At 68.2% G+C, this 21,738-nt stretch carries 24 protein-coding genes and 3 pseudogenes; 8 read left to right on the top strand and 19 right to left on the bottom strand.

From position 1 onward, the window contains the following. Window positions 1-772 precede the first annotated feature (772 nt). Window positions 773-1,246: an SMI1/KNR4 family protein gene (locus AB0D94_RS35625; protein ID WP_362061288.1), complete on the top strand. Its 474-nt coding sequence runs from the start codon at window positions 773-775 to the stop codon at window positions 1,244-1,246. A gap of 84 nt (window positions 1,247-1,330) precedes the next feature. Here the strand turns inward: AB0D94_RS35625 and AB0D94_RS35620 are convergent, their stop codons facing one another. Continuing rightward, on the bottom strand, window positions 1,331-1,465 hold the full coding sequence (locus tag AB0D94_RS35620; RefSeq protein ID WP_362061285.1) for a transposase: 135 nt from the start codon (window positions 1,463-1,465) through the stop codon (window positions 1,331-1,333). A gap of 105 nt (window positions 1,466-1,570) precedes the next feature. On the opposite strand from AB0D94_RS35620, the gene AB0D94_RS35615 reads away from it, so the two are divergent. Beyond that, window positions 1,571-2,563, top strand: coding sequence for an immunity 49 family protein (locus tag AB0D94_RS35615; RefSeq protein ID WP_362061282.1), 993 nt, complete (start codon window positions 1,571-1,573; stop codon window positions 2,561-2,563). A gap of 287 nt (window positions 2,564-2,850) precedes the next feature. Here AB0D94_RS35615 and AB0D94_RS35610 read toward each other — a convergent pair. Beyond that, window positions 2,851-2,953: pseudogene (locus AB0D94_RS35610) on the bottom strand (IS5/IS1182 family transposase); the annotation flags it as partial. Between the two features lie 201 nt (window positions 2,954-3,154). Further along, window positions 3,155-4,048 carry an ISL3 family transposase gene (locus tag AB0D94_RS35605; RefSeq protein WP_362061300.1) on the bottom strand — a complete coding sequence of 298 codons (894 nt, stop codon included), beginning with the start codon at window positions 4,046-4,048 and terminating at the stop codon, window positions 3,155-3,157. Between the two features lie 301 nt (window positions 4,049-4,349). On the opposite strand from AB0D94_RS35605, the gene AB0D94_RS35600 reads away from it, so the two are divergent. The 3 genes from AB0D94_RS35600 (at window position 4,350) to AB0D94_RS35590 (ending at window position 6,713) form a co-directional block, all read left to right on the top strand. After that, window positions 4,350-5,186, top strand: a complete 837-nt coding sequence (locus tag AB0D94_RS35600) for an alpha/beta hydrolase (RefSeq protein ID WP_362061279.1) — start codon at window positions 4,350-4,352, stop codon at window positions 5,184-5,186. A gap of 398 nt (window positions 5,187-5,584) precedes the next feature. Beyond that, window positions 5,585-6,271, top strand: a complete 687-nt coding sequence (locus tag AB0D94_RS35595) for a hypothetical protein (RefSeq protein WP_362061276.1) — start codon at window positions 5,585-5,587, stop codon at window positions 6,269-6,271. A gap of 64 nt (window positions 6,272-6,335) precedes the next feature. Next, on the top strand, window positions 6,336-6,713 hold the full coding sequence (locus AB0D94_RS35590) for a peptidase inhibitor family I36 protein (protein WP_362061273.1): 378 nt from the start codon (window positions 6,336-6,338) through the stop codon (window positions 6,711-6,713). Between the two features lie 261 nt (window positions 6,714-6,974). On the opposite strand, the gene AB0D94_RS35585 is transcribed toward AB0D94_RS35590, so the two are convergent. The 7 genes and pseudogenes from AB0D94_RS35585 to AB0D94_RS35555 form a co-directional block, all read right to left on the bottom strand. Further along, window positions 6,975-8,183, bottom strand: coding sequence for an ISL3 family transposase (locus tag AB0D94_RS35585; protein WP_362061297.1), 1,209 nt, complete (start codon window positions 8,181-8,183; stop codon window positions 6,975-6,977). Next, on the bottom strand, window positions 8,083-8,619 hold the full coding sequence (locus AB0D94_RS35580) for a transposase family protein (RefSeq protein WP_362061270.1): 537 nt from the start codon (window positions 8,617-8,619) through the stop codon (window positions 8,083-8,085). Before AB0D94_RS35580 ends, AB0D94_RS35585 begins: the two co-directional genes overlap by 101 nt. Before the next feature lie 253 nt (window positions 8,620-8,872). Then, the gene (locus AB0D94_RS35575) at window positions 8,873-9,130 is read right to left on the bottom strand and encodes a hypothetical protein (RefSeq protein WP_362061267.1); all 258 of its coding nucleotides are present in this window, start codon (window positions 9,128-9,130) and stop codon (window positions 8,873-8,875) included. Then, on the bottom strand, window positions 9,120-9,356 hold the full coding sequence (locus AB0D94_RS35570; protein WP_362061264.1) for a hypothetical protein: 237 nt from the start codon (window positions 9,354-9,356) through the stop codon (window positions 9,120-9,122). Before AB0D94_RS35570 ends, AB0D94_RS35575 begins: the two co-directional genes overlap by 11 nt. Before the next feature lie 173 nt (window positions 9,357-9,529). Continuing rightward, window positions 9,530-10,693 carry a restriction endonuclease gene (locus AB0D94_RS35565; RefSeq protein ID WP_362061261.1) on the bottom strand — a complete coding sequence of 388 codons (1,164 nt, stop codon included), beginning with the start codon at window positions 10,691-10,693 and terminating at the stop codon, window positions 9,530-9,532. A 405-nt stretch (window positions 10,694-11,098) separates the two neighbouring features. Beyond that, on the bottom strand, window positions 11,099-11,566 hold the full coding sequence (locus AB0D94_RS35560; protein WP_362061258.1) for a hypothetical protein: 468 nt from the start codon (window positions 11,564-11,566) through the stop codon (window positions 11,099-11,101). A 451-nt stretch (window positions 11,567-12,017) separates the two neighbouring features. Continuing rightward, window positions 12,018-12,137 (bottom strand): annotated as a pseudogene (locus AB0D94_RS35555) (IS5/IS1182 family transposase); the annotation flags it as partial. A gap of 231 nt (window positions 12,138-12,368) precedes the next feature. Here AB0D94_RS35555 and AB0D94_RS35550 point away from each other — a divergent pair. Beyond that, window positions 12,369-12,701 carry a glyoxalase superfamily protein gene (locus tag AB0D94_RS35550; protein ID WP_362061255.1) on the top strand — a complete coding sequence of 111 codons (333 nt, stop codon included), beginning with the start codon at window positions 12,369-12,371 and terminating at the stop codon, window positions 12,699-12,701. A 233-nt stretch (window positions 12,702-12,934) separates the two neighbouring features. On the opposite strand, the gene AB0D94_RS35545 is transcribed toward AB0D94_RS35550, so the two are convergent. The 3 genes from AB0D94_RS35545 to AB0D94_RS35535 all read right to left on the bottom strand — a co-directional run bounded on the left by AB0D94_RS35545 (window position 12,935) and on the right by AB0D94_RS35535 (window position 14,985). Continuing rightward, window positions 12,935-13,381: a DUF3995 domain-containing protein gene (locus AB0D94_RS35545; protein WP_362061252.1), complete on the bottom strand. Its 447-nt coding sequence runs from the start codon at window positions 13,379-13,381 to the stop codon at window positions 12,935-12,937. 59 nt (window positions 13,382-13,440) lie between these two features. Next, window positions 13,441-13,791 carry a DUF6191 domain-containing protein gene (locus AB0D94_RS35540; protein WP_362061294.1) on the bottom strand — a complete coding sequence of 117 codons (351 nt, stop codon included), beginning with the start codon at window positions 13,789-13,791 and terminating at the stop codon, window positions 13,441-13,443. 573 nt (window positions 13,792-14,364) lie between these two features. After that, window positions 14,365-14,985, bottom strand: a complete 621-nt coding sequence (locus tag AB0D94_RS35535) for an SUKH-4 family immunity protein (RefSeq protein WP_362061249.1) — start codon at window positions 14,983-14,985, stop codon at window positions 14,365-14,367. A 457-nt stretch (window positions 14,986-15,442) separates the two neighbouring features. Here AB0D94_RS35535 and AB0D94_RS35530 point away from each other — a divergent pair, with 457 nt between their 5' ends. Further along, a complete protein-coding gene (locus AB0D94_RS35530) occupies window positions 15,443-16,303 on the top strand; it encodes a hypothetical protein (RefSeq protein WP_362061246.1) in 861 nt (286 codons plus the stop codon). 103 nt (window positions 16,304-16,406) lie between these two features. Here the strand turns inward: AB0D94_RS35530 and AB0D94_RS35525 are convergent, their stop codons facing one another. Next, window positions 16,407-16,910, bottom strand: coding sequence for a MarR family winged helix-turn-helix transcriptional regulator (locus tag AB0D94_RS35525; RefSeq protein WP_362061291.1), 504 nt, complete (start codon window positions 16,908-16,910; stop codon window positions 16,407-16,409). A gap of 221 nt (window positions 16,911-17,131) precedes the next feature. Between AB0D94_RS35525 and AB0D94_RS35520 the strand changes: the two genes are divergently transcribed. Then, window positions 17,132-18,262: an NADH:flavin oxidoreductase gene (locus AB0D94_RS35520; protein WP_362061243.1), complete on the top strand. Its 1,131-nt coding sequence runs from the start codon at window positions 17,132-17,134 to the stop codon at window positions 18,260-18,262. A 342-nt stretch (window positions 18,263-18,604) separates the two neighbouring features. On the opposite strand, the gene AB0D94_RS35515 is transcribed toward AB0D94_RS35520, so the two are convergent. From AB0D94_RS35515 to AB0D94_RS35495, 5 genes and pseudogenes are all read right to left on the bottom strand, one after another. Continuing rightward, on the bottom strand, window positions 18,605-19,168 hold the full coding sequence (locus tag AB0D94_RS35515) for a hypothetical protein (protein WP_362061240.1): 564 nt from the start codon (window positions 19,166-19,168) through the stop codon (window positions 18,605-18,607). Between the two features lie 154 nt (window positions 19,169-19,322). Continuing rightward, window positions 19,323-19,667 (bottom strand): pentapeptide repeat-containing protein, encoded by a 345-nt coding sequence (locus AB0D94_RS35510; RefSeq protein ID WP_362061237.1) that lies wholly within the window; start codon window positions 19,665-19,667, stop codon window positions 19,323-19,325. 635 nt (window positions 19,668-20,302) lie between these two features. After that, a complete protein-coding gene (locus AB0D94_RS35505; RefSeq protein WP_362061234.1) occupies window positions 20,303-20,653 on the bottom strand; it encodes a hypothetical protein in 351 nt (116 codons plus the stop codon). A 90-nt stretch (window positions 20,654-20,743) separates the two neighbouring features. Beyond that, window positions 20,744-21,253: a hypothetical protein gene (locus tag AB0D94_RS35500; protein ID WP_362061231.1), complete on the bottom strand. Its 510-nt coding sequence runs from the start codon at window positions 21,251-21,253 to the stop codon at window positions 20,744-20,746. Window positions 21,254-21,265: 12 nt separating this feature from the next. Continuing rightward, window positions 21,266-21,738: pseudogene (locus AB0D94_RS35495) on the bottom strand (hypothetical protein); the annotation flags it as partial.

The raw sequence follows: 21,738 nt of genomic DNA, 5'->3' as shown, positions 1-21,738 counted from the left end.
GCCCGTGAACGTCTCCACCCACAACGGCTCAGTCCGCAACACCCCACCCATACAAGCAAAATGCCCAAGACTGAGCCTTCTGCAACAACCTTTAGTGCTGCTCAGGTCCAGGGCTGCTCGAGCGACCGTCTGTGCTCCCGGACGCGGGCGGAGTCGGTGGCCGGCGGAGAGCGGTCATCAAGTACGCCGCAGCCGTAAGGAGCGGCCCTAGGCAGGCAGCCGCCAGGCCCAGCGCTTTGATGGTCTGCCATGTCGTACTCACTGTGGGTCGACAAGCCCGGTCACACTCCCACTCGATCGCCGAACCCGTCCTCGCAGCAGCAAGAACAGCACACCCGATGAGGAAGAGTGCGATCCCCGACCAGAACATCCTGCGAGCGGCGCTCTCATACCCTCGCGAGTATCTGTCAACCATGCCAACACGGTGCCACTGATGATGCTTTGTCGGCAACGGCACCGTGCCACCGACTGCTGAACCCCGACCTCGAGTCCGGCGAAAGCCAGTGGACCATCCTGGTCGACCCCTCGGGCCAGCCCCTGTGCCTCAGCCCACACACACAGAACCGCTGATCGAGCCATATCGAAGCAGCAGGTGGCGGCGCGTTACGGCACCGGCGTCACCTAAGGGCTGTCCCGCATTCCCCTGGACAGGTGAGCGACTGACTCAGCCAGGGCCGTAGTGTTCGCCTGGTGATCAGTTGCGCTTCGGGTCGAGCCGCGGCCCCTGTCGATGGCGACGGGACGCAGTCCGGCTCGATCGGTGGCCAGGCTCATGGAGGTCGATTCCATCGTGTGGACCGAAGTTGTGATGGCCCTGCCTGGGACGGCGCTCTTTCAGCCTCCTGCATCGGAGCAGTCGCTGGCTCACTGCGCTAGGGTCCTCGGCCATGCCCTGCCTGCGGACCTCGCGGCCATTCTCAGGGAGAGCAATGGCATCGAGGGCGAGTACGGCGACGGCCTCATCTGGTCTGCCGATCGCATCGCGTCCGAGAACCAGACCCTTCGCGCGGATGCCGAGCTCGCCAGCTTGTACATGCCGTTCGATCCGCTGCTCTTCTTCGCGGACGCGGGGAACGGGGATTTGTTCGCACTCCTCCCCAGGATCGACCGGCCCGACGTCTTCGTCTGGAATCACGAAGACGACAGCCGCACCTGGGTGGCACCCAGCCTGGCTAAATACCTCGACCGACCGCGACGACCCAGTCCAAGTCGCCCTCGACGTCGGCCTGGGCGAGCAGGGCGGTGAAGACCCTCTCCCCGGTGCCGTCGGCGGCCCACTTCCGCAGCCGGTCGTGGGCGCCCTTCCACGACCCGAAGTGGTCCGGCAGATCTATCTGCCCGTGCGGTACTTGAACGCGATCGCGTCGATCACCTGTCGGTGATCCCGCCACCGCCCGCCCCGCTTCGGCGTCCGGTCCGGCAGCAACGCCTCGATGCGTGCCCACTGGGCGTCAGTCAACGACACACATCAACCAACGATCCGATGATCCGAAGGAAACGGCCTAGTGCTGTCAGTGTCCGTTGATAGCGTGCTTCGTTCAGTCGTGGAGTTCATGAGGGGACAGGGTACGTGCGAAATGTGACATGTCATCAGGTTGGCGAGCAGCGGTTGGCCGAGGCGCTCGACGACATCCACGGGCGGGCCTACACGCGGTGGCACTCGCTGCGGTACGGCAGCATCTCGCCGACGCTGATCCGGGCCATGGCGGACGAACTGCTCGACCATGTCGCCGCGCGAACGGTGACGGAGCCGGGGCTCGACGCCGCGGCCGGCACGGTCGCTGTCACCGCCGCTGAGTGTGTGCACGGAGTGCTGAGCATCATGTGCTTCCCGAGCGGGGACCAGGAACTCCGGTTCCCCCTCGTCGGGGAGCGGATCAGCACGGACCCGGACGACGACGAGTTCGGGGACGGGCCCATCACCTTCCAGGACGTCGTCCAGGAGGCGCCCACCGCGCGGACCTGGCTCGACATGTTCGAGATGTGTGTCGTCAGCGGGCATGTGTGGGACTGGGAGCAGGTCACCGGGCTGCTGCTGCGCGGCGACTACGCGCCCGCCATCCGTGACGGCGTGCCCTATAACCGGTACACCTCCCTCTCCGACCCCGCCGACCTCGCCGCCATGGACGCCCTGTGCCTCTATCTCACCGAGGCGGCCGGGCATCTGCCCCGCGACTGGCCTACGGTTCCGCTGCGCAAGCCGGACGCCGGGGAGCGCACGGAGGCCGCCCGGCGGCTCGACGAGGTCGGCGACGCGCTGAGCGCGGACCAGCGGCTGCTCCGCGTACTCCTCGACGACGACCAGTACGCCTTCGAGGACGCCCTCGTCGCCCGGCTGGTCGCGTACCGGGAGAGCGTCGAGGCCGATGCCGGTGATCCCGCGCCTCGGTCCCTCCTCCCCCTCGGCACCCTCGCCCTGGCCTGCCTCGCCGTCCAGGTCCATGGGTGGGAACTCGGTGTCCGGTCCGGGTATCTGCCGTACGGTCTGCTGGGATCGCCGGACGCGCCGCGCCGGGCGGCGGAGGGGAACCGGAACAATTTGGGCTGCTGGGCCGCCAAGTAGGCCACCCGGGGTGCGGAAGTGGGTCTGGCCCGACATCCAGGACATCGTCGTGGAGACGGACTCGTCCCCACCGAGGCAGCGCGACTGGCTCGGGCAAGTTGGCCCGCAGGGATGGACCAGAGACGACGAAGAAAAGTTCGGCGACTGGTAATGCGGACTTTCACGGCGAAGGACGGTGGCCACACCCGCGTGGCCCGCGGCGGCCCGGGCGGTGACCCTGCCGGCTCCTGGAGAGAATGATGGACAGCCTGAGGCGTCCGCCCGAACACCAGCCGGTCCGGATACCACTCGCGCTCCGGATTCCGAACTCGAACGCTGGACCACCGGCAGCAGCGGCTCGACTACTGCCCACAGCTCGTCGTCGGCTTCCCACGGCTTCGGCCGCACCATCCCACACCCCCGGATCTGCAACCCCGGAGCGATCCGACCGCCTCGAAGATCATTCTGTTAGGAGTTCTTAACCGACCTGCGGGTCACTTTGGCGTCTTGCGTCGCCAATCCGGGGTGGTGGTGGGATGCCCCAGCCGCACCCGGCGAGGATCCGTGGCGCCGTCGTGGAGCCACCGACACAGCGCTGCCTGCCGGTCGCCATCACCGCCTGCTCCCCCTCTCAGGCCAGCCCATCCGGTGATGGCGCTCCTTGAAAACGGCTGTGGCCCACATTTCGTGACGATCACGTTGGAGTGTTGGCGTACACGTGAGGGGTAGATATCGCAGATCTTGTGACGCGAGACCGCCCGCAGCTGGTGGGGGCAGTGGATGATAGGAGATGCTTTTGCGTAAGCGGGGGCGGTGGGCGTGAGCCGTGCGTTCAACCGCCCGGGCGAGGCTGTGTAACAGATGCCACCGGTCCGCGACCTGGATCGCGTTGGGAGCGGCCCGTTTCGTGGCCTCGCTGAACGCGCTGTTTCGGTCTCGGCAGACAATCTCGACGCCGGGATGTTCCGTGAGCCAGGCGGCCAAACTGTCTGCGGCACGGTCCGGCAGCAGATCGACAGGACGGCCGGTCTCGACGTCAACGAGCACCGTTCCATAGGTACGTCCCTTGCGGAACGCGAACTCGTCCACACCGAGGACCCGGATAGTCCCGATCGGTGGATCGGGCAACAGGCGGAGCTGCCGCAGGATCGCCGCCCGAGTGGTCCGAAGCCCTAGTCGGGGCGCGAGCCGGGCGCCGGCCCGTGCACCCATTGCCAGCCCGATCGCCTGAAGCATGCGGCCCACCGTCTGAGTCCGACGTGCATGTCGCCTGGTCAGAAGATCGATCTGCTCGACGAACGTCCGCCGGCAGCAGGCAGTGTTGTCGCAGAAGAACCGACGGACGTGCAAGCTGAGGACGACCCGCCGCCCGCCCAACGGACGGTCCGCCAGCCGCCTCCAGTACGTGCTGTGAACTCTCGTCCCGACAGACCCGCAGGCTGAACAGACGACGTCCGTGATTTCACTGCGGGCCTCGATCCGAACAGCCTCGTCGTCGGCATCCACGCTGTCGACGACGAGGCCTTCGACCTCGGGCCAGACCAACTCTCGGAACCTGCACTCGATCCCCACCAGAACAAGGCTGACGGGTGAGCAGTCCCCGCCCCTGCCCTTGATCGAAATTGATCGTCACGAAATTGGGCCACAGCCTTGAAAACGGCCACCCCCTGCTCAGCAGTACCCCAGACCTGCTCACGGGATCTCCCCACCGATCCCCGAGAGCGGAACGGCGAGCCGTGCTGCACGGAACCTTCCGACGATTGCAGAATCGTTGCAGGCATGACGGCGCGAGCTGCAGGAGCTGGAAATGAGCGACCAACGCACCCACTCCGCGATCACCAGCGATGGCGTCTCCATCGTCGGAACCGTGCACGGTCAGGGTCGGCCTCTGGTGCTCCTGCAAGGGATCATTGGTGATGGCGACCTCGATTGGGGCCTGCTACTGGAACACCTGACCGGCCGGTTCACCTGCCACCTGACGAGCCTGCGGGGTCGTGGCCTCAGCGGCGATCACGGTGACCTCAGTCCCGGTCGGCTCGTCAAGGATGTCCTCACCTATGTCGGCAGCATCGGGGAACCGACCGGGCTGGCGGGGTGGTCCTACGGCGCCCACCTGGCGCTTGCCGTGGCGGCGCAGTCTGACACGGTGAATGCGGTGGCCTCCGTTGAGCCTGGGGTGCTGAGCCTGATGGACGAGCGGGAGCAGGCGGTGCTCGGCGCTGCCGTCGCCCGGACGGGTGAGCTGGCTGCTGACGGCAGGTTTGCAGACGCGGCTCGCGCTTTCGCTGGGTGGCCCTTCAACGACGAAGAGATCGCCGTGGCCGAGCAGGCCGGCTACTTCGAAGCCGCAGGGCGTTACGTCCCGAACCTGCTCAACCTCCTCCAGCAGTCGATGGAGTACGAAGGTCCCACCGCTGATGACCCGGCCGTGCTTGGTGCCATCTCCGCCCCGGTGGCGGTGCTGCACGGCTTGCACACCAGGCCCTTTCTCATCGCCAGTGCACAGTACGTGGCGGACCACGTTCCCCACGCGCGCGTGCACCAGATCCCCGGCGCGGGGCATGCCGCCCTCCTGACCCACCCCGAGGCACTCGCCGCGGCACTCATCGAGTTCTTCGCGCAGGAGGCCCAGCACTCGGCCTGACCTTGTTCGTCTGCCCCGCCTCCGCGTCGCTTCCCAGCTCGGCTCCGGAGCCCTCGCCCAGACACTGGGGGAAAGCAACCCGCCGGCGCGTCCGGCCCGCACCTCACGAGCGGGCCCCCGGGCGCACTAGGCACTCGACGCTAATTGAAACTCCCCACTCCGTTGACCGTCGGAGCATGTGAGGCGACGAGCGCCCCTGGTCGAATTCAGGGTTGTGACCGCGCTTCCGTGATGACTACGCCTTTCGTGAGTGTGTCGGCCACGGCGCTTGTGAGTGTGACCTTCGGCCGCGGCGCTCGTTCACCGACAGTGAGAAAGATCATCACCGTCGTAGCCCGGGGCACGCGCGTCTCGACGGCGTCGATGCCGGAGCGGTGGCCTGCCAGGTCGGCTGAACCATGCGACTGATCCACGCCGTCTGTATCGCGGCCGTGGTCCTGCTGCTGACGAGCTGCGCCAATCCTCCGAGCGCATCCCGCCCTGAGATCCCGGCCGGCGACCAGGCCCAGAGCGACCTCATCAAGTCCGCGCAGCTTGCTCTCGTCACGCGGTGTCTCTCCGGGCAGGGGCTGACCGTGCCGTCTCTACAGGAACACCCGAAGGCCGCCTCCGCGGGGGACAAGCGGTTCCAGGCCGCCTATTTCGGCACTGACCCCCGCGAGCTGTCCCTCACCCTTCCCACCGGATACACGGTCACCGCCAACACGGACGGCTGCCTCGCTGACGCGCAGCGCGTCCTCTACGGCGATCAGAAGCGGTGGTTCCAGGCCGAGGTGATCGTCAACAACCTGAACGCGGAAGCACGGGCCCGGATGGCGACCGACCCCGATCACCGCGCCGCGACGGCCCGCTGGGAACGCTGCACCGGACACCTGACTCGAACGCGCCCGGACCAGCCGGACCCGGCCGTCACCGACCGCTGCAACCGTGAGAGCGGCCTGGCCGAGGTCGAATCCCGCCTGGAGCCCACCCTGCTGGCCAAGGTACGTACCGAGCGGCGCGAGCAACTATCCGCTTACCGACAGCTGCGCACGATCGCGCTGCAGCGCGCCCTCGACCTGACCTCCGGCGCAAAGGCCCCCTAGGGGCCCAGTCAGAGAACCCGACCACCGATCTGAAACCGACCGAACCGAAAGGGCACCACCCCTCATGACCATGCAACGCGTCATCACTTCCGCCGCCGCGGCACTCCTCGCCATGACCGGAGCCCTGACGGTCTCCACTGCGGCCGGCGCAGCCGACTGCCCCAGCGGAAACTTCTGCGCCTGGGAGCATGCCAACTTCGATGGTCAGCGCGCCAACTGGTCCGGCGATGACGGCTGGTGGGAGAGCTACATCGCAGACGAGGACTCGTCGTGGGCCAATCACGGAATTTCGGGTCCGGGTGTCAAGGACCACGTCAAGGTGTACTCCCGGGCGCAGCAGGGCGGCCACATGACCATCTGCCTGACCCCCGGACAGGAGGTCGGCTACAACGGAGCGGCGAACGACAACGGCGACTCCCACACCTGGGCGATGAGCTGCTGAACCAAGCCCGTGCCGGCAATGAATCCGACCCGTTGTCCCGGGCTCCATGCGGGTGATCGCTCCTGGGCGACGGTCCCTCATTGAGCCGTATGAGTCCGCACCCAAACGTGGACTCATACGGCCCGACCGCGACACACCGGGCCACGGACGGAATGTACGGCCGAGTATCCGCCTGGCTTTCGCAGGACCTCGTCCAGGCGTAGCCATCACGAAAGCGTGGTCAGAACCCGAATTTTGGCTGTGCCCGCGCTTCCGTGATGGCTACGGCTGGACGAGGATTCGGGCTCTCAGTACGTGGAACGAGGCCCGGCCGTACATCTGCCGTTTGATCGTCTTGATGCGGTTGACGTGGCCCTCTACGACGCCAGAGCTGTATTGCAGGGTCAGGCCTGCGGTGACGGCGTCGATATCGAACTTCATGAACCGGGCGAACCCGCGGATCGGCTGAGGTGCGTCACGTTCCACTTCTCTGATCCAGTCGGGCAGCAGATGTCCGGTGCGGTCGCGGACCAGGGCAGTGAACTGCTGCGCGACCTCGCGGGCGCGAGCGATGTCGGGGCAGGCCAGGCAGACCTCGCCGAGCCGGACCTCGTCGACTTCACTCAACGACTCACGGCGACGCATGATCCAGGACGTGATCGCGCTTGGGCTCGGAATCGGTGCTGGTGCGGGCATGGCCGTGCCGTCCCGAAGAGTCGTGACGTATCGGCGGACCGTCTGAACTGTGCCCCCGAATCCACGCTCACGGACCTCTCGGAAGAGGCGGCTGGCGTCCGCGCAGCCCTTGAGGCAGCGGGCTTGCAAGTAGGAGTGGAAGGGCGTGAGGAGCCCCGTTCGACGATGCCGGGCAGATTCGATGAGTACGGCGAGATCGGTGTCCCGGAAGTGCCGCACTGTCTTGCGGTCCATGTCCAAGCGGCGCGCGATCGCGCTGATCGTCCATCCTTTGTCGACCAGATCGAGGATGGCGGCGTGCCGGTGAAGGGTCCGCTCGACGATGGCAGTCTTCGGCAGCGCGGCCAGCTGATCCGGCACCCAGGTGTCAGGGACCAGGGCGTCAGGTCGAGCCAGCTCCTGGGCATGTTTCCGCAGGCAGGCGCGGTGCTGGTGACATGTCTTCTCCACCACGACGGACAGGTTCTGCAGCAGATTCCACCGGTCGGCCACCTCGATCGCCCCGGTGGCGGCCTGCTTGATCGCGCGGGTATGGCCGGTGGCCCGGTCACGGCAAAAGACCTCCGCTCCGGGATGGGCCTCCAGCCAGGCAAGGAAGGTCTCCGAGCTGCGGTCGGGCAGAACATCGAACGGCTTGCCCTGTTCCACGTCCACGAGCACCGTTCCGTAGGTGTGGCCACGCCGGAAGGCGAAGTCATCCACTCCCAGGACCCGCGGAGCCCGAGCCGGCCCGCCGGCGCCGACAGCAGACGGATGAGCGACGTCCGGCGCCCAGACAACGCCAGCCGTCGGCAGAGGCGTTCTCCCGGGCGGCCCCCAAGCTCCATGGCCACGAAACGGACGAGGTCACGCATGGCCACCGACGACTGACCGGGTGACCTGGTGACCGGGTGACCTGGTGACCTGGTGACCTGGTGACCTGGTGACCTGGTGACCTGGTGAAACCCTCAACCTGCTCAACGAAAGTCCGCCGGCGACACATCGGCATTTCGCAGAGGAACCGCCGCACCCGTAGTCGGACGAGCACCTCTCGGCCGCCGACAGGCTGATCGGCCAGCCGCCGCCAGTACCGGCTGTGAACCCGCCGTGCGCCGTTGCCACAGTCCGGACAACGGCCAGGCGGTCCACTACCAACCGCGTCCACAAATAGGGTGCGGCTGGCGACATGCACCCGCTCGATCCTCAGCTCGATTCCCGGAAACAGGACGTCCGACAGCTCACGCAACCCCATACAGAAGTTGTGCCGCGACGAAACGATCCGGCATGCCAGCTTCTGCGGTGGCGATCAGTAGGGGCGCTTGATGTCGTGAGCCTCCAACGCCGACTTCAGAAGGCGAGACGGTGAGGGGCCAGCCGGTGCTCGTCGGCAGAGGTGCAGCCTGAGGCAGGCCTCCGAGTGTCATCGCTCTCCGGCAACCCAGAGACACGGCACCCAACCGCGGAGAAGGCAGACCAGCCCCGGATCCGCGGTGCTGGTGGAGTGTTCAGGCTTCGACGTACGCCACGATCGTGATAGTCCTCAATGCGGTCACGTAATAGATCACGCGTACTCCGTCGACCTCGTCCGCGTAGTCGCGCAGCATCGTGCCGGGTACCTCGGTGCCCAGCTCCGGGTTGACGCTGATGGCGACGATGGTGCGGTCAAGGCGGTGCGTCTCGTTGGCCGTGAGCTTGGCCAGCTGCGTGAGTGCGGGCTCCACCATGACGACGCGCGAGCGCCCCGCGGCGTGCTCAGGCGACACGGGGCTGCTCGTCGGCGAGGCGGGCGAGGTGGGCGTCGCGGGCGGTCTCCCACAGCACTCCGGTCTCGGCCGAGGGGTAGCCGTGGGCGGCGATGTCCTCCAAAACGGAGGCGAGGACGTCGACTTTCGCCCGCTGGTCTGCCGCGTACGCGAGGACGGACGCGGCAGCGTGCTCGTCGAGGGGATGACGGTCGGGCACGGGCGCGGTCGCCGGCTGTTGGCTCATCCGGGGCTCCTGGGCTGTCTCTGGCGTGTGCCCCTACGGTATCGCCGCCGGGGAGCCCGGAACCCGAACTCATCCACATCGATCACGACGGCGGCGCCAAGGCAACCCGAAATTTACGAACAAACGACTCGCGTTCAAAGCCACTCGAGGTCCTGGCCGGTGGGAATCGTTGGTCAGACGGTGACTTCCGGGTCTCTGGCGTTCCAGCGGATCAGCAGGCCGGCGGTCAGCAGGCACAGCAAGGCCGGGGTCGTCGGCAGGAGGAGGTCGGAGGCATTGCCCTGCCATAGCTGGGCGTTGGTTACCCAGGCCAGAGGTAGGTCCAGGAGGAAGAGGGCCAAGCCGGTGGGCCAGAAACGGCGGCGCGACCTCGTGGTGACGCCCCACAGGAGCAGGACGCAGGGAATGACGAGGAGGACCGCTGTCGTCACGGTCCGGTTGGGACGTGGGGTGAAGGACTCGGAGCCCGGCGTGGCCAGTGCGATGACTGCCAGGAGGAGAGCGAGGAGCAGGTGGCCGGTTCCGAGGCGACGTTTCTGTGGCTGAACAGCCCCCGGCGCATGGGGGCGTGGACGGGGCGTCCTTGTCGCGGCCCCCGGCGAACGGGCGGGCCCGGGCGTGGCAGCCGTGGTCACGGGGGCAATTGGCACCCGAGCCGTGCAGTCATTGGCCGGTGGTACGGGAGTGGGATTGGGGGACACCGGAGGTGGCCCGAGCGTGGGGTGGGCGGCCTCGAGGCCACAATCGTTCATCTCGGCAGGGACGGCCTGCGCGTCGGCGTCGACCGTGTCGTGGCGGTCGGCCGCCGCGACACGCGCGGCCGCCGCGAAACGCCGGAGCGCCTCGACCCGGGGGCCTGGTGGGACCTGGTGCGCGCCCCGTCCACGATCCGCCACCGCAGCACGCGAGCCCGCTGAGACGCGAGCGGCGTCGGTGATCCGGCGGGCGGGGGCGTTGACGGCCGTCATCGATCCGTCGAGGCCGTACACGAAAAGTGCGATGCCGTTCTCGAGCGCGTAGTCGACCGCTGTCGTGGTGTAACTGCTGCCCGTGAAGAAGAGAAGCTGCCGGTCCAACCTCTGGCCGCGCGCGCCGAACAGGCGCTGCAACTCGGGACGCCCCACCGCCGCCGCTTGGTACTTGACCTGGCCCAGCGCCCGCGCTGACCGCACGTCGACCCCGCCGTCGGCGCCCCCTGGCTGGGCGATCGCGTCAAGGTATCCCCAGTAACGCATCCAGGCAGCGGCATTGTGCTCGGCATCGCGCCACGTTTGGACCGGACGTCTCTCTGGCGGCGGCCCGGGCCGTTCTGCCCCGGAGGTTATTTCGCTGGTCACAGCTACGAAGTATCGCAGGGCAGGTCAGCCGGGAAGCCGGGGGTGGCCCCGCAGGGACGCTCGGGTCTCGATCCGCTGCTCATGGAGTGGCGCGGCGGCTGGCTGGCCGTCCGGAGCGCCAACTCCGGCGAGGCATGACACGGAATCGTCCCCCGGCCGGGCGACACGGGCGCCGGGTGGCTGTTGGACCGCGGATGGCCGGGGTGTCACATGGGCTGGCCACGGCCCACCACGGCCAACCCCGACGGCCCCGGCGCCGGTCACGGCGGCGCCGGGGTCTTCAGACCTACATTTTCTTACAGGTGACCTTGGCGCCGTGGTACGGGAAGGTGACGGTGTCGCCCTTCCATCCCACGCTCCACGGCGACAGCTTCTTGCTACCGTCTTCGCCGAACTCCATGCTCATCAGCTCTTTCGTCTCTCCGGGCACACCGCTGACGTGGTACGGGCCGTCGTCGCCAGACAGGGACAGTCCGCCGACGGCCTGTGTCCGTCACGCAGGCGGGCGGCGACTTCCTCGGCCAGGGCGAGTACGGCCCGCCGGTGTTCGCCCGGGTGGAGTACGTCGTGCTCGAAGGCCCGGTCGGCGGCCAGGGACTTTGGGATCCGCTCCGTCTGAACGGTGCGGGGGTCTTGTCCTCGGGCATGGTCGTGGAGCGCGCGGCCGACAGCGGCTCCGAAGAGCCGGACCAGGGTAGTCATGGGGGTGTCAGCGATATCGCCGATCGTGTGCAGGCCGTAGGCCCGCAGTTTCACGGCGGTCGCCGGGCCGACGCCGTGGAGGGCTGCCACCGGCCGGGGGCACAGCCACGATTCGACGTCCGTCTGCCTGATCACGGTGGTGGTGCCGGGCGGGGTGGAGGCGGCTGCCATGTGGCCAGCATTCGGTTCGGTGCGACCACGCACGTCGTCTGTATCCCGTGCAGGGCCAGAGCGCGCAGCCGCAGGAGGGCGGCGAGGCCTTGGCCGTCGCGCTGCCAGTAGCTGAGGGCTCCGGTGATGTCGAGGTGCGCGGCGTCGGGCGGGATCGCCTGGACGCGTGGGGTGATCCCCTCGGCCAGTGCCCGGACTTGGCCGACCCCAAAACGGACTTGGCCTGAGCGTGGCCTCGGGCTTTGGGCCCGATCAACGCGCCGACGCCGCCCTCCCATCAGAGACAACTGAAGTTGCCCAGTCGACGGGACCGGACACACTGTCCTGTCGCACCGAACGTTGAGCAGTCTCACCAAAGGTTGAGCGCCGACGGCCATCGGGCCAGATGGTCAGTCCGGCCGATCCGGTCCGAGGGCGGCGGTGGGCCGACACCGCAGACACTCGAAGCCATCGCGGGGACGTTGGTGGAGGTCTTCACCCTCTGTGCGTCGATTACGAAGCCGGTCGGTTCCGGGTTGCGGCTGCCGTAGACGGTGTTCCAGTGCGGGTAGTCGTGCGGCAGGTAGCGGAAGAGCCGAACTCCGCCGTCGTCCACACTCCCCGCTCTCCCACGAGGCCCTCCCCCATCGCCCACATGCACAGCCCCGATCCGGGCCAACGAGTCGACAATGCCGCAGCGCACCCGGCAGCCGGGCCCGAATCTACGAAAGAGTGCACCGGACCGCCCCCAGCCGCTGAGCGCCGGCTCCCGGCGCCGCATCAGGCAATGTTGTTTGCCCGGGCGGTCTGCGACGATGGCGCCATGAACGAGGAAGTCATTCCCATTCTTCGCGTCAAGGACGCTGCGGCGGCGGTCGCGTGGTACGAGCGGTTGGGCTTCGCCAAGCAGTGGGAACACCGCTTCGAACCGGGGTTTCCCGCCTTCGTCGAGGTCGCCCGGGGCGGGGTGCGGTTGTTCTTGTCGGAACATGAGGGCGACGCTCGCCCCGACACCTTGGTCTACCTCCGCGTTCGGGACGTCGAGGCCATCGCCTCCGAGTTCGATGTGCAGGCGAAGGACGCTCTGTGGGCGCGTGAGATGGAGCTGCGCGACCCTGACGGAAACCGGCTTCGGATCGGCACGCCGACGGAATGACACTCGGCGGCAGCGCGCAGCAGGGAAGCAACGCGGCGGCTGGCCTCTTTCACCGCCTCCTCCGGGCCTAGGCCCTGTCCGGGCGATCTTCGCGGGCCCGCGCCGCCTGGTACGGCGCCTCGCCGCGTTGTCGGACCGCGCGAGTACGGCCGAGTACGAGCTGCGCTCCTCCGCCCTGCGATGCACCGCACCAGACGACGCGGGCTGATCCACGAAGACCGCCCGGACAGGACCTAGCGTCTGGACGCGGGTGGGGGTTCTGCGTCGGTATGCCTGGCGGACTGAAGGGTGGCGAGGCCGAATGCCAGTCCTCCGGCGATGAACCAGGGGTTCCAGAGGGCCAGTGTCCAGGCCCGCTGTTCCACGCTCACGGAGGTGTCCAGGTGCGTTGTGTTGGTCAGCAGCAGCACCTCGATACCGATGCCACGGGCCAGTAGGAGGGCACTGACACCCCACCCCAGCCACCTTGCCAGCAGAGCGGGAAATCCCTGGAGCCTGGACCGGGCAAGCAGCCATGCCAGCAGGGCTCCGAGGAGGCAGAGCGTGCCCACACCCCACAAACCGGCTACGACGAACCACAGCGGGCGCTCGGCGGCGAGCGGACCGGCGGAGATGCTCAGCCCCACATCACCGCCGACGGCCCAGTAGAAGTGCAACCCGGCGAACGCGACCGCCCACAAGCATGCGGTACGTCCCCACAGCATGGACGGTTCTGCGCCCATTCCCTCCGATGCGCGTTTCACCGCCCGCCCTCAAGGACATTGCGCCTGTCAGCGCACCGGCCGTCCGTTTCCCGTGGCAACACGATGAACGCAGTGCCCTTGGTCAGGTCGATGCTGGAGCGGGGCGGCGCACCGTCGCTCTCGTCGTCCCGCTGCAGCAGTTCCACCCGTCGCTGCTCCAGCTCTACCGTCTTGTTTCCGTTCACGACCGCCGTGAATTCATCGAAGGCAATGTTCGACAGCGATCGTCCCGTGCGCCTGCGTACCCACGGGATGAAGCCCAGCCCCGTGAACCATCGCCACGCACTCTCCACCAGGGCGAACAAGGCCAGCAGGCACACGAATGCCGGAAACGACGCGGCCCACATCGCCACAGCTATCCCTCCATCGCCCTCAACACAGTTCGACTGCCGGGAAACGAAGGAGGGGGCGGCGTCGTTCCCATCGGACGTGAGCACTGGGAGAACTCGGGGACCCCAGCCAGCGGTCCGCGCATGGACCGCTCGCAGACACGCCGGCACCCATCCCGGCAGCGTCGTATGTCGCCCGATAGGGGTGGCTTCCAACCCCATCACAGGTGACGGCCCGTGTCGCATGGGCCGCGTGATCGAGTGACACTCCCCCTGGCCTGCGAGTCACCGGCCGCGGCCGACAGCGCGCCCTGGTGGGACGTTCAGGCGCGCTCGGGAGAGTCTCAATCCCAAGCATGGCCTTCCACCTCGGCCTTCGCCGCAGCCGCTTCGGCAGCAACGGCCTGAGATTATTCACGGGTTGTGACGCTTGTTCACGGGGGTTACGTGACCTCCAGTGGCGACCTCCGGAGGGCGATGCACGGGCCATTTGACGGCGTGCGCACCTGCCGCAACCCCAGCATCCGCGTAAGTCCTTCGCAGACGGCCCGGCGCTGAACTCGTCCTGGCGATGTCTGTGCTCGACGCTCTTCAGTCCAGAGACTCGAAGACCTCGTCCCAGAACGCCGAGTCATCGGTGTACGGCTCCTGGCCGATCAAGCGCTCGCGCAGATCCGTGATGGCGGTCGTGCGCACGGTGTCGTCGGCTGATTCCAGGACGTTGCCCGCCTCGGCGATCAGTCCGAGGAGGACGGCCAGCGTGGGAAGGTCATCGGCTGCCGGTCCCTTCCATCCGGCCCCGTGGTCCCACCCGTTGGGGTCGTAGTGGGTGATGCCACCGTCCGCCGCGTCGAGCATCAGGTGCTGGTCATACCGTGTAGCCACGGTGAAGCAGAAGTTCGTGGGCGGGGAGTCGTCGTCGGGATAGCGTTCCCCATAGATCTCGTCGGCATCGAAAGGTTCCATTCCGTCCTCGCCCCGCAAGTGCCTCGTGTCGATCCCCACGATGTCGAGGCGGACGGCGGGAAAGCCGACCGTGAGCAGGAACTCCCTCGTCCCGGCATGAGTCAACTCGGTCGGCAGAGCGGCCTCTTCCGGTCGCCAGAGCGAGCCCTCGCCCAGCCGTTCCTCCAGCCAGGCCGCGTCCGGTATCAGCGGTGTGTCGTTGTTCTTCAACTGCTTGGCTCCCCAGCGTTCGCATCGTTCGATCATTGCCAGCCCCAGTCAACCGCATGGCCGGCCGGCGAACACGCGGACGTCCCTCGTCTGCGGCCTTGCGAACCACCCAGGCGGTCAGACGGGCCACGCCGCGCACTCATGGGCCAACTACAGCGCTCAGGTCCCGGCGGGCGTGGAAGTATGCGGGCTGTTGGACTGTCTCCGCGCCCGCGCTACTGCCGGATTCTGGTCGTACTCCGTCGTCGTGTACCGGGCATCGACGTCACCGCGCCGACCTCGCACACGCCGTACACCGGCAATGCTCAGGGAATCGTCGAGCCCCTGCCGCGGCCTTGAGCGCCGTGCAAGACGTGAACTACACGTGGGCGTGATCCCTGCACCACGCCCACGTCGAGGGTGGTCAGCCGTGGCAGGCCCGCCCCGCTGACCGGCGATGATTGATGCGTGCGGGCTGGGCAGTGGCGTCCGGCGGATTCTCGGGGGTGGGGCAGTGATCAAGGTCGGGCAGCAGGGCGCGTTCAGCGTGAACAGTGTCGGCATGGAGCGCCGGCCGTTCCCATTGAGCTTCAGCGTCCGCGAGGCCGAGGGGCTGTGGCGGGTGAGCGCGGGTGCGGCCCAGGCGGGCGAGCTGGTCGACGTGCTCGTGGCCGTGGCGAACGGCGCGGTGGCGGTGGTGTCGCTGGAGACCAACTCCTATCTGGATGAGGACTGGCATCCTCTGCGCCCCTCGCTGATCGCAGCCGAGCTCGGCGTGCCGTGCACGGTCCACTCCCTCGAATCCTGGGCGTCCGGCACGAACGGACTCGCGGAGGAGTTCCTCGTGATGGACCGCGACCTCCTGCCCCGTCTCCTCGACGGCACTTGGTCGCCGTACGAGCTGACCCTGATCGACGTGCCCGCCGACGTGACCGCGGAGCAGCTCGACGAGCTCGCCCTCGTGCTCGGCACGACCGGCATCGAGGAGCCGCTCCTGAGCCGCCTGGGAGACTCCCGGGTCTGGTTCTCGGGCCACGACGACTGCTACGTGTTGTTGGAGACCCGCGACCCCGCCCTGCCGGCCGCGGTCCTGGCGCGGCTGCTGACCCTGATGGCCGGCTCCGCCCTCGCCGAACTCATCGAGGAGCCCTTCTCGCGCGTTCCCGAGCCCGGGCCCTGGCTCCCCGAGCAGCTGATCGCCACCGCACCCCATTGGATCGGAGCCCTGGGCAACGTTACCGAGGATCTGGTCACCATCGGGCTGGCTGCCCTGCCGGACCCGTGGCGGCTTGGCGTCTCGTTCCCGCAGCAGGCCGACCTCACCGCGATGCTCGACGTACGTCAGGGCACCTGGCGGATCACGGCCGAGGAGTAACACGAGGAGCCACCCCCAGCGAAGGTGCCGGGCGTCAGCGGTGGCAGGTCACGCAGCCTACGGAGCGGCACCGGGAGTTCCACGGGGCGGGCCGCGGGCGTTCCTACGGGGCGGGAGTCGCGGGTCCCTGCGGAGCGGGAATCGGGAATTCGTGCGGGACCGGCGGGTGGCATGCGGCGCGGGTGTCGTCTTCCTCCGCGCGGGGCCAGTACCGTCCTTCGAGGGCCTCGGCGCTGCGGTTGAGCCGGACCAGGACGTCCTCCAGCTCCCGTACTTCCTCAGGGGACCAGTCGGCGACCACCCGGGCCAGGCAGGACCGGTTGACCTCACGGTCTTCGGCGAGCCGTCGCCCGCCTTCAACGGTGATGCGCAGCTTGCGGGCCATGCCGCCTTCCGGGTCCGCGACGCGCTCGGCCAGTCCGCAGCGCAGCAGTGCGGCCGTCTGGCGGTTCACGGTCGAGGTGTCGAGCGCGAAGGCCTCCGCCAACTGTCCGATGGACATGGGGCCTTGGGTGTCGATCCGGCTGAGCAGCAGGTACGCCGACCGCTCCAGGCGTTCGGGGTCGCGCTCGCGCCGGGCAAGCACCTGGTGCCGCGAGAGCAGCATCAGCTCCCGTTCCAGTTTCTCCAGCACTGCGCCTCCCGCTCCTTCCGGCGCTCCATTATCGCGGACCTGTGAACCCGGGGACCGGCGGACCCCTGCACGGCTCGGCCTGTGGGCGGCGCCGCATGACGGCCGGACTCAGCCATATGCATGATACATAGCATGTGTACTATGCACTCCTCGTTCTCATCCGACGAGCCACAGCCTCAATCCGGAGGACCCGCATGACCGTCACCACGTCCACCGCCTCCCGCGCTGCCGAGATCCTGTCCCGGCCCATCAAGCTGAACGGCCTGACCGTCCCCAACCGCATCGCGATGGCGCCGATGACGCGGATGTTCTCCCCCGGCGGCGTGCCCGGCGAGGATGTGCAGGCGTACTACGCCAGCCGGGCCGCCGCGGGTGTGGGATTGATCGTCACCGAGGGCACCTACGTCGGTCACGACTCCGCCGGGCAGAGCGACCGAGTGCCGCGGTTCCACGGCGAGGAGCAGCTGGCGGGGTGGGCGAAGGTCGCCGCGGCCGTGCACGAGGCGGGCGGCACGATCGTGCCTCAGCTGTGGCACATAGGCATGGTGCGCAAGCAGGGCGAGGCACCGTATGCCGACGCGCCCGCCGTCGGCCCCTCCGGCATCCGCGTCGACGGCACCGAGGGGACCGGCAAGGCGATGACCCGCACCGACCTCGACGACGTCATCGGCGCGTTCGCCGACGCCGCCGCGGAGGCCGAGCGGATCGGCTTCGACGGCGTCGAACTGCACGGCGCCCACGGCTACCTGCTCGACCAGTTCCTGTGGGAGCGGACCAACCGCCGCACCGACGCCTACGGCGGCAACGCGGTGGCCCGTACAAAGTTCGCCGCGGAGATCGTGGCCGCGGTGCGCGAGCGCGTCCCGGCCGACTTCCCGGTGATCTTCCGCTACTCCCAGTGGAAGCAGGAGGCCTACGACGCCCGGCTCGCGCAGAACCCGGAGGAGCTGGAGGCGATCCTGGCCCAGCTTGCGGCGGCCGGCGTCGACGCGTTCCACGCCTCCACCCGGCGCTACTGGCTCCCGGAGTTCGAGGGCTCGGACCTGAACCTGGCGGGCTGGACCAAGAAGCTCACCGGCCGGCCGACCATCACCGTCGGCTCGGTCGGCCTCGACGGCGACTTCATCCGCGCCTTCGTCGGCGAGGGAGCGGCGCTCGGCGACATCGACAACCTCCTGGACCGCATGGAACGCGACGAGTTCGACATGGTCGCCGTCGGCCGGGCGCTGCTCCAGGACCCGCAGTGGGCGGCGAAGGTCCTCGGCAACCGCTTCGACGAGCTGAAGCCGTACGACGCGGCGGCGCTCAGGTCGCTCAGCCGGTAGCCGGTGGCCGTCCGGACGGCTGGCCCGAGGACGGCCCGTGACATCGGTCCGCCGAGGTCACGGGGCGTTCCTGCTCCGGTCAAAGATCGCCGAGCCTCGCCGGTGCCACCCGCCCTTCGCCCACCTGCAAGAACCCGATGGGCTTGGCGCTCCACCGCGTGTCCCAGCCGGAGGACAGGTGCAATGCACGGTACGACGAATCCCATGCTCATTGGACAGATGCAGTGCTCAGTCACAACAACCAGCTGTGACTGAGCGCCGTACTTGGCCGGACCGGCCAAGTACGGCGCTCAGTGGGGTGCGCCAGCGGTTAACCAGGTGGTCGAGAGCGGCCGGACGGCGTCAGCGCCGGGACGTTCCGAGGGTCTGATCGGCCGTCTCGAAGCGGTGCTCCGTAGGCTTCAGCACTTCGTAGAGGTAACCGAAGTACTCCGTTTCCGCCGTTCCTGTGAGCACCGCCAGCAGGAAGGCGAGGCACCCCATGTCGTGGTGCTCCCACAGTGGGCCGCGCCCCTCGTTGTAGAGCACGGTCCACTCGTCGGGATGCTGGCCGGGCCGCGCCAGCCAGTACAGGAACGCCCCCGAGCCCTCCTCGAACGCCCACGGCAGGACCCGCGCCCCCGCCTCCAGCAGGCCGGCGGGCTTCGCCTCGAACTCCCACAGGCTGGCCAAGATCTCGTCCCGTTCCGTCGTCTGCGCGTGCAGGTCACAGTCGCTGTAGGCGGAGTCGGGGACGAGCAGCCAGACCGTGTCGTCGAAGATGCCGTCGCCGTAGGTCTCGACAAGCTGCTTGTAGTCGGCGGGCAGAGCCACGCCCAGGGCGCGCTCGGCCTGCGCCCAGTCCACAGGGGGCGGCGGTTCGGCGGGCGGCGGGCAGAGGCGTACGAGGGCGTCGAGGACGATCATGGAACGGACGCTACTGGACCTCCAGCCGGTGCCCGTGGGTGGGTCGGGCAGCAAGGATCCGCATCGGCTCCGGTCCACGTGCAATCTGAAACCTGTCGACGCCTCGGGCGAAGGCCGAAATGCCCCAGAACAGGCGGCGGATCTCTGACTCAGGTCACTGGCGGAGTGACGCCGGGAGGCCCCGCACTCCCTTGAGCGCGGCGCCGCCGAGCTTGGTACCCGTGAGGCCGGCGCCCGTGAGGTTCGCGCCGGTGAGGTCGGCCTTGGCGAGGTCGGCATCGGTGATGTCCGCCCCGGACAGGTTCGGGTTCAGGTCCCAGCGTTCGGCTTCCTTCCAATCCGTGCGGATCTCCTCGATTACCGCTTCCGGGTATCCCGCGAACTCCTGCTCGGGCGGCTGTCTCTCCGTCACCTGCACCACCAGGTACAGGCAACCGGTGCCCGCGATGGCGACGCGGGACCAGTCGTAGCCGGTGACGGTCATGCCCATCCGGGTCATCGCCGCGGCCAGCGTGCCCCGCCCGCACCCCACGTCGATCGCGATCTACCCCCGCTCGGGGCCCACGTGCCGCCGGAACGAGTCCAGCTCGAACCGGGTCTGCGGCAGGGACTCCTGCGGTCAGCCGTAGAAGCGGTCCCAGTCACGGATCTTGCGTCTCACGTCTGCCGCGTCCTGCGGAATTCGGCCGCCGACACCACGGTCGAGACCTCGCCGATCCCGCACAACAACCGGAGAGCGGGCCTTGGATTCGGGGGTGATCACGTCGAATACCTTTCTACAGCGGTTCGGGTCGAGGAGCTCACCGGGTCGTCGCCGGTGCACGGGGCGGCCTCCTGTGCAGGGTGCAACGCCCCTTCCGCAGGCTGCACGCTCACCACGGTGTGGTGCGCGCGGTGCGTGGGCGGAAGGAGCCCGTCTTGATGCCGTCTCCGGAGCACGCGGGAGTGCAGCGCCACGGAGACGAGGGTTAGGGGTGGTGCGTGAGGGGACGCACGTACGCCTTCTCCGAGTCGTAGACACCTCACAGGGCCTCCACCGTCACCCATGAGCTGGTGTCCTTGTGCCAGACCCTGGCACCTTCCATCAGCCAGCTGCGGACGGTGATGGCCATATCACCGCTTCTCCCTGCGGCTCTAGCGCAGGGTCCCGGCACCGGGGACGCCGCCCGGGTACGCCGGTGCGGCAATGAAGGCGGCCGTCTTGCTCTGCCAGTCGGCAATCGCCTCCATGGCGCTTTCGCCGTACCCGAGCATGCCGATCGCGGGCACCACGACACCGACGGCGGCTCCGCTGTCCACCTGCTCGGCCAGGTTGCCCCAGTTGTCGCGCTCGGTGAGCGGGGTGTCCGAGCCCGGACTTCGTCCGCTGCGCGGTCGAGGAAGGCGTTCACCGGAGAGGATTCGGGAGAGGCAGGAGGGAGAGCCGCCGATCTTCGCGCTGATGTCCTCGTTGGCTTGCTTCGAGGTGTGGACCAGCATGGACATGACAGGTGCGAGACGGTTGTAGGCGCCTCCGTTGGACGTGGGTGGACCTGTTTGGCGGTCAACGGACTTTGTGGGTTCGGCGCCGCTCAGTCAGACCGCTTTCCCCTGACCACTTGAGCCCGGGCCCGCGCCTGCGCCCGCCAGAACCGGTTCCGCCGCCGCGGAGGCATGCGCCGGCACGACGGCGACCGTCGCGACCGGCACCGACTGTTCCAGGGACTGCGGCGGCCAGCGGCGGTTCATCGCCTTGGTCAGCTTGCGGCCCAGCTTCTGGAACGGCACCTCCACCAGCCGGTACACCACCCAGCAGACCACCAGCAGCACCGCGACGTACCCAGCCACCCACGACCAGCGTTCGACGAACGGCATCGCGACCAGCTCGTTGTAGTAGTGGTTGCTGTCCCAGCCGAGCTGCCACAGCAAGAACTTCTTCACCGGCCAGTGCAGCAGGTAGACCGAGAAGCTCACCGCGCCCAGCCAGGTCAGCAGGCGCGGCAGCCGCCGGTTTCGCAGCAGGAAGAAGAGCCCGAACGACGCCCACGCCGCCAGGTAGGCGATCGTCCACGCCGACCAGGTGAAGGTCGCGGTCGCGCGCGCCAACTCGTCCCGGTTCTACATCCACCCCACCATGGCGCCCGCCGCCACCACGAAACCGACGGACACCCAGGCCTCGATGCGCTCGATCTGCCCATGCTGCGCCCGATAGATCACCGTGCCCGCGAACATCGTCGCGAGGATGGTGAAGGTCTCGTACGCGGGCGTCCGACCGTTGGTGAACACCAGCAGCACACCGAACCCGCCCAGCAGCAGACCGCCGATCCGGGCCAGCGACGCATTGCCGCTCATCATGCAGAGCACGCCCATGACCACGATGAGCACCGCGGCAGCCACGAGGTGGTTGAGCTCCGCAAGGGTGTTGTGGGTCAGGCTGTACGACGGGATCAAGACGCCCAGAACGAGCGCGATCCCCGCCGCTGCGACCGCGATCGACGTGGTGCGCCGGTGCCAGGCGACCGTGAAGAGGCTGCTGACGAAGAAGTAGAAGAGCATCTCGTACGTGAGTGTCCACGAGATGCCAAGCGCAT

Origin of the sequence: Streptomyces sp. NPDC048255 (assembly GCF_040652415.1) — a bacterium.
GTDB lineage: Bacteria > Actinomycetota > Actinomycetes > Streptomycetales > Streptomycetaceae > Streptomyces.
Note: the sequence above shows the minus strand (reverse complement) of the source record. Positions and strands in the feature narration are given on the sequence as shown.

What these genes read in the sequence shown, in the direction of transcription:
- AB0D94_RS35580 (WP_362061270.1), bottom strand. Translation starts at nt 8,619, where the DNA reads ATGGGGTTGCGTGAGCTGTCGGACGTCCTGTTTCCGGGAATCGAGCTG.
- AB0D94_RS35525 (WP_362061291.1), bottom strand. Translation starts at nt 16,910, where the DNA reads ATGCTGCTCTCGCGGCACCAGGTGCTTGCCCGGCGCGAGCGCGACCCC.
- AB0D94_RS35625 (WP_362061288.1), top strand. Translation starts at nt 773, where the DNA reads ATGGAGGTCGATTCCATCGTGTGGACCGAAGTTGTGATGGCCCTGCCT.
- AB0D94_RS35515 (WP_362061240.1), bottom strand. Translation starts at nt 19,168, where the DNA reads ATGATCGTCCTCGACGCCCTCGTACGCCTCTGCCCGCCGCCCGCCGAA.
- AB0D94_RS35520 (WP_362061243.1), top strand. Translation starts at nt 17,132, where the DNA reads ATGACCGTCACCACGTCCACCGCCTCCCGCGCTGCCGAGATCCTGTCC.
- AB0D94_RS35505 (WP_362061234.1), bottom strand. Translation starts at nt 20,653, where the DNA reads ATGTCCATGCTGGTCCACACCTCGAAGCAAGCCAACGAGGACATCAGC.
- AB0D94_RS35595 (WP_362061276.1), top strand. Translation starts at nt 5,585, where the DNA reads ATGCGACTGATCCACGCCGTCTGTATCGCGGCCGTGGTCCTGCTGCTG.
- AB0D94_RS35600 (WP_362061279.1), top strand. Translation starts at nt 4,350, where the DNA reads ATGAGCGACCAACGCACCCACTCCGCGATCACCAGCGATGGCGTCTCC.
- AB0D94_RS35510 (WP_362061237.1), bottom strand. Translation starts at nt 19,667, where the DNA reads ATGACCCGGATGGGCATGACCGTCACCGGCTACGACTGGTCCCGCGTC.
- AB0D94_RS35590 (WP_362061273.1), top strand. Translation starts at nt 6,336, where the DNA reads ATGACCATGCAACGCGTCATCACTTCCGCCGCCGCGGCACTCCTCGCC.
- AB0D94_RS35560 (WP_362061258.1), bottom strand. Translation starts at nt 11,566, where the DNA reads ATGGCAGCCGCCTCCACCCCGCCCGGCACCACCACCGTGATCAGGCAG.
- AB0D94_RS35540 (WP_362061294.1), bottom strand. Translation starts at nt 13,791, where the DNA reads ATGTGGGCCGCGTCGTTTCCGGCATTCGTGTGCCTGCTGGCCTTGTTC.
- AB0D94_RS35550 (WP_362061255.1), top strand. Translation starts at nt 12,369, where the DNA reads ATGAACGAGGAAGTCATTCCCATTCTTCGCGTCAAGGACGCTGCGGCG.
- AB0D94_RS35570 (WP_362061264.1), bottom strand. Translation starts at nt 9,356, where the DNA reads ATGAGCCAACAGCCGGCGACCGCGCCCGTGCCCGACCGTCATCCCCTC.
- AB0D94_RS35535 (WP_362061249.1), bottom strand. Translation starts at nt 14,985, where the DNA reads ATGATCGAACGATGCGAACGCTGGGGAGCCAAGCAGTTGAAGAACAAC.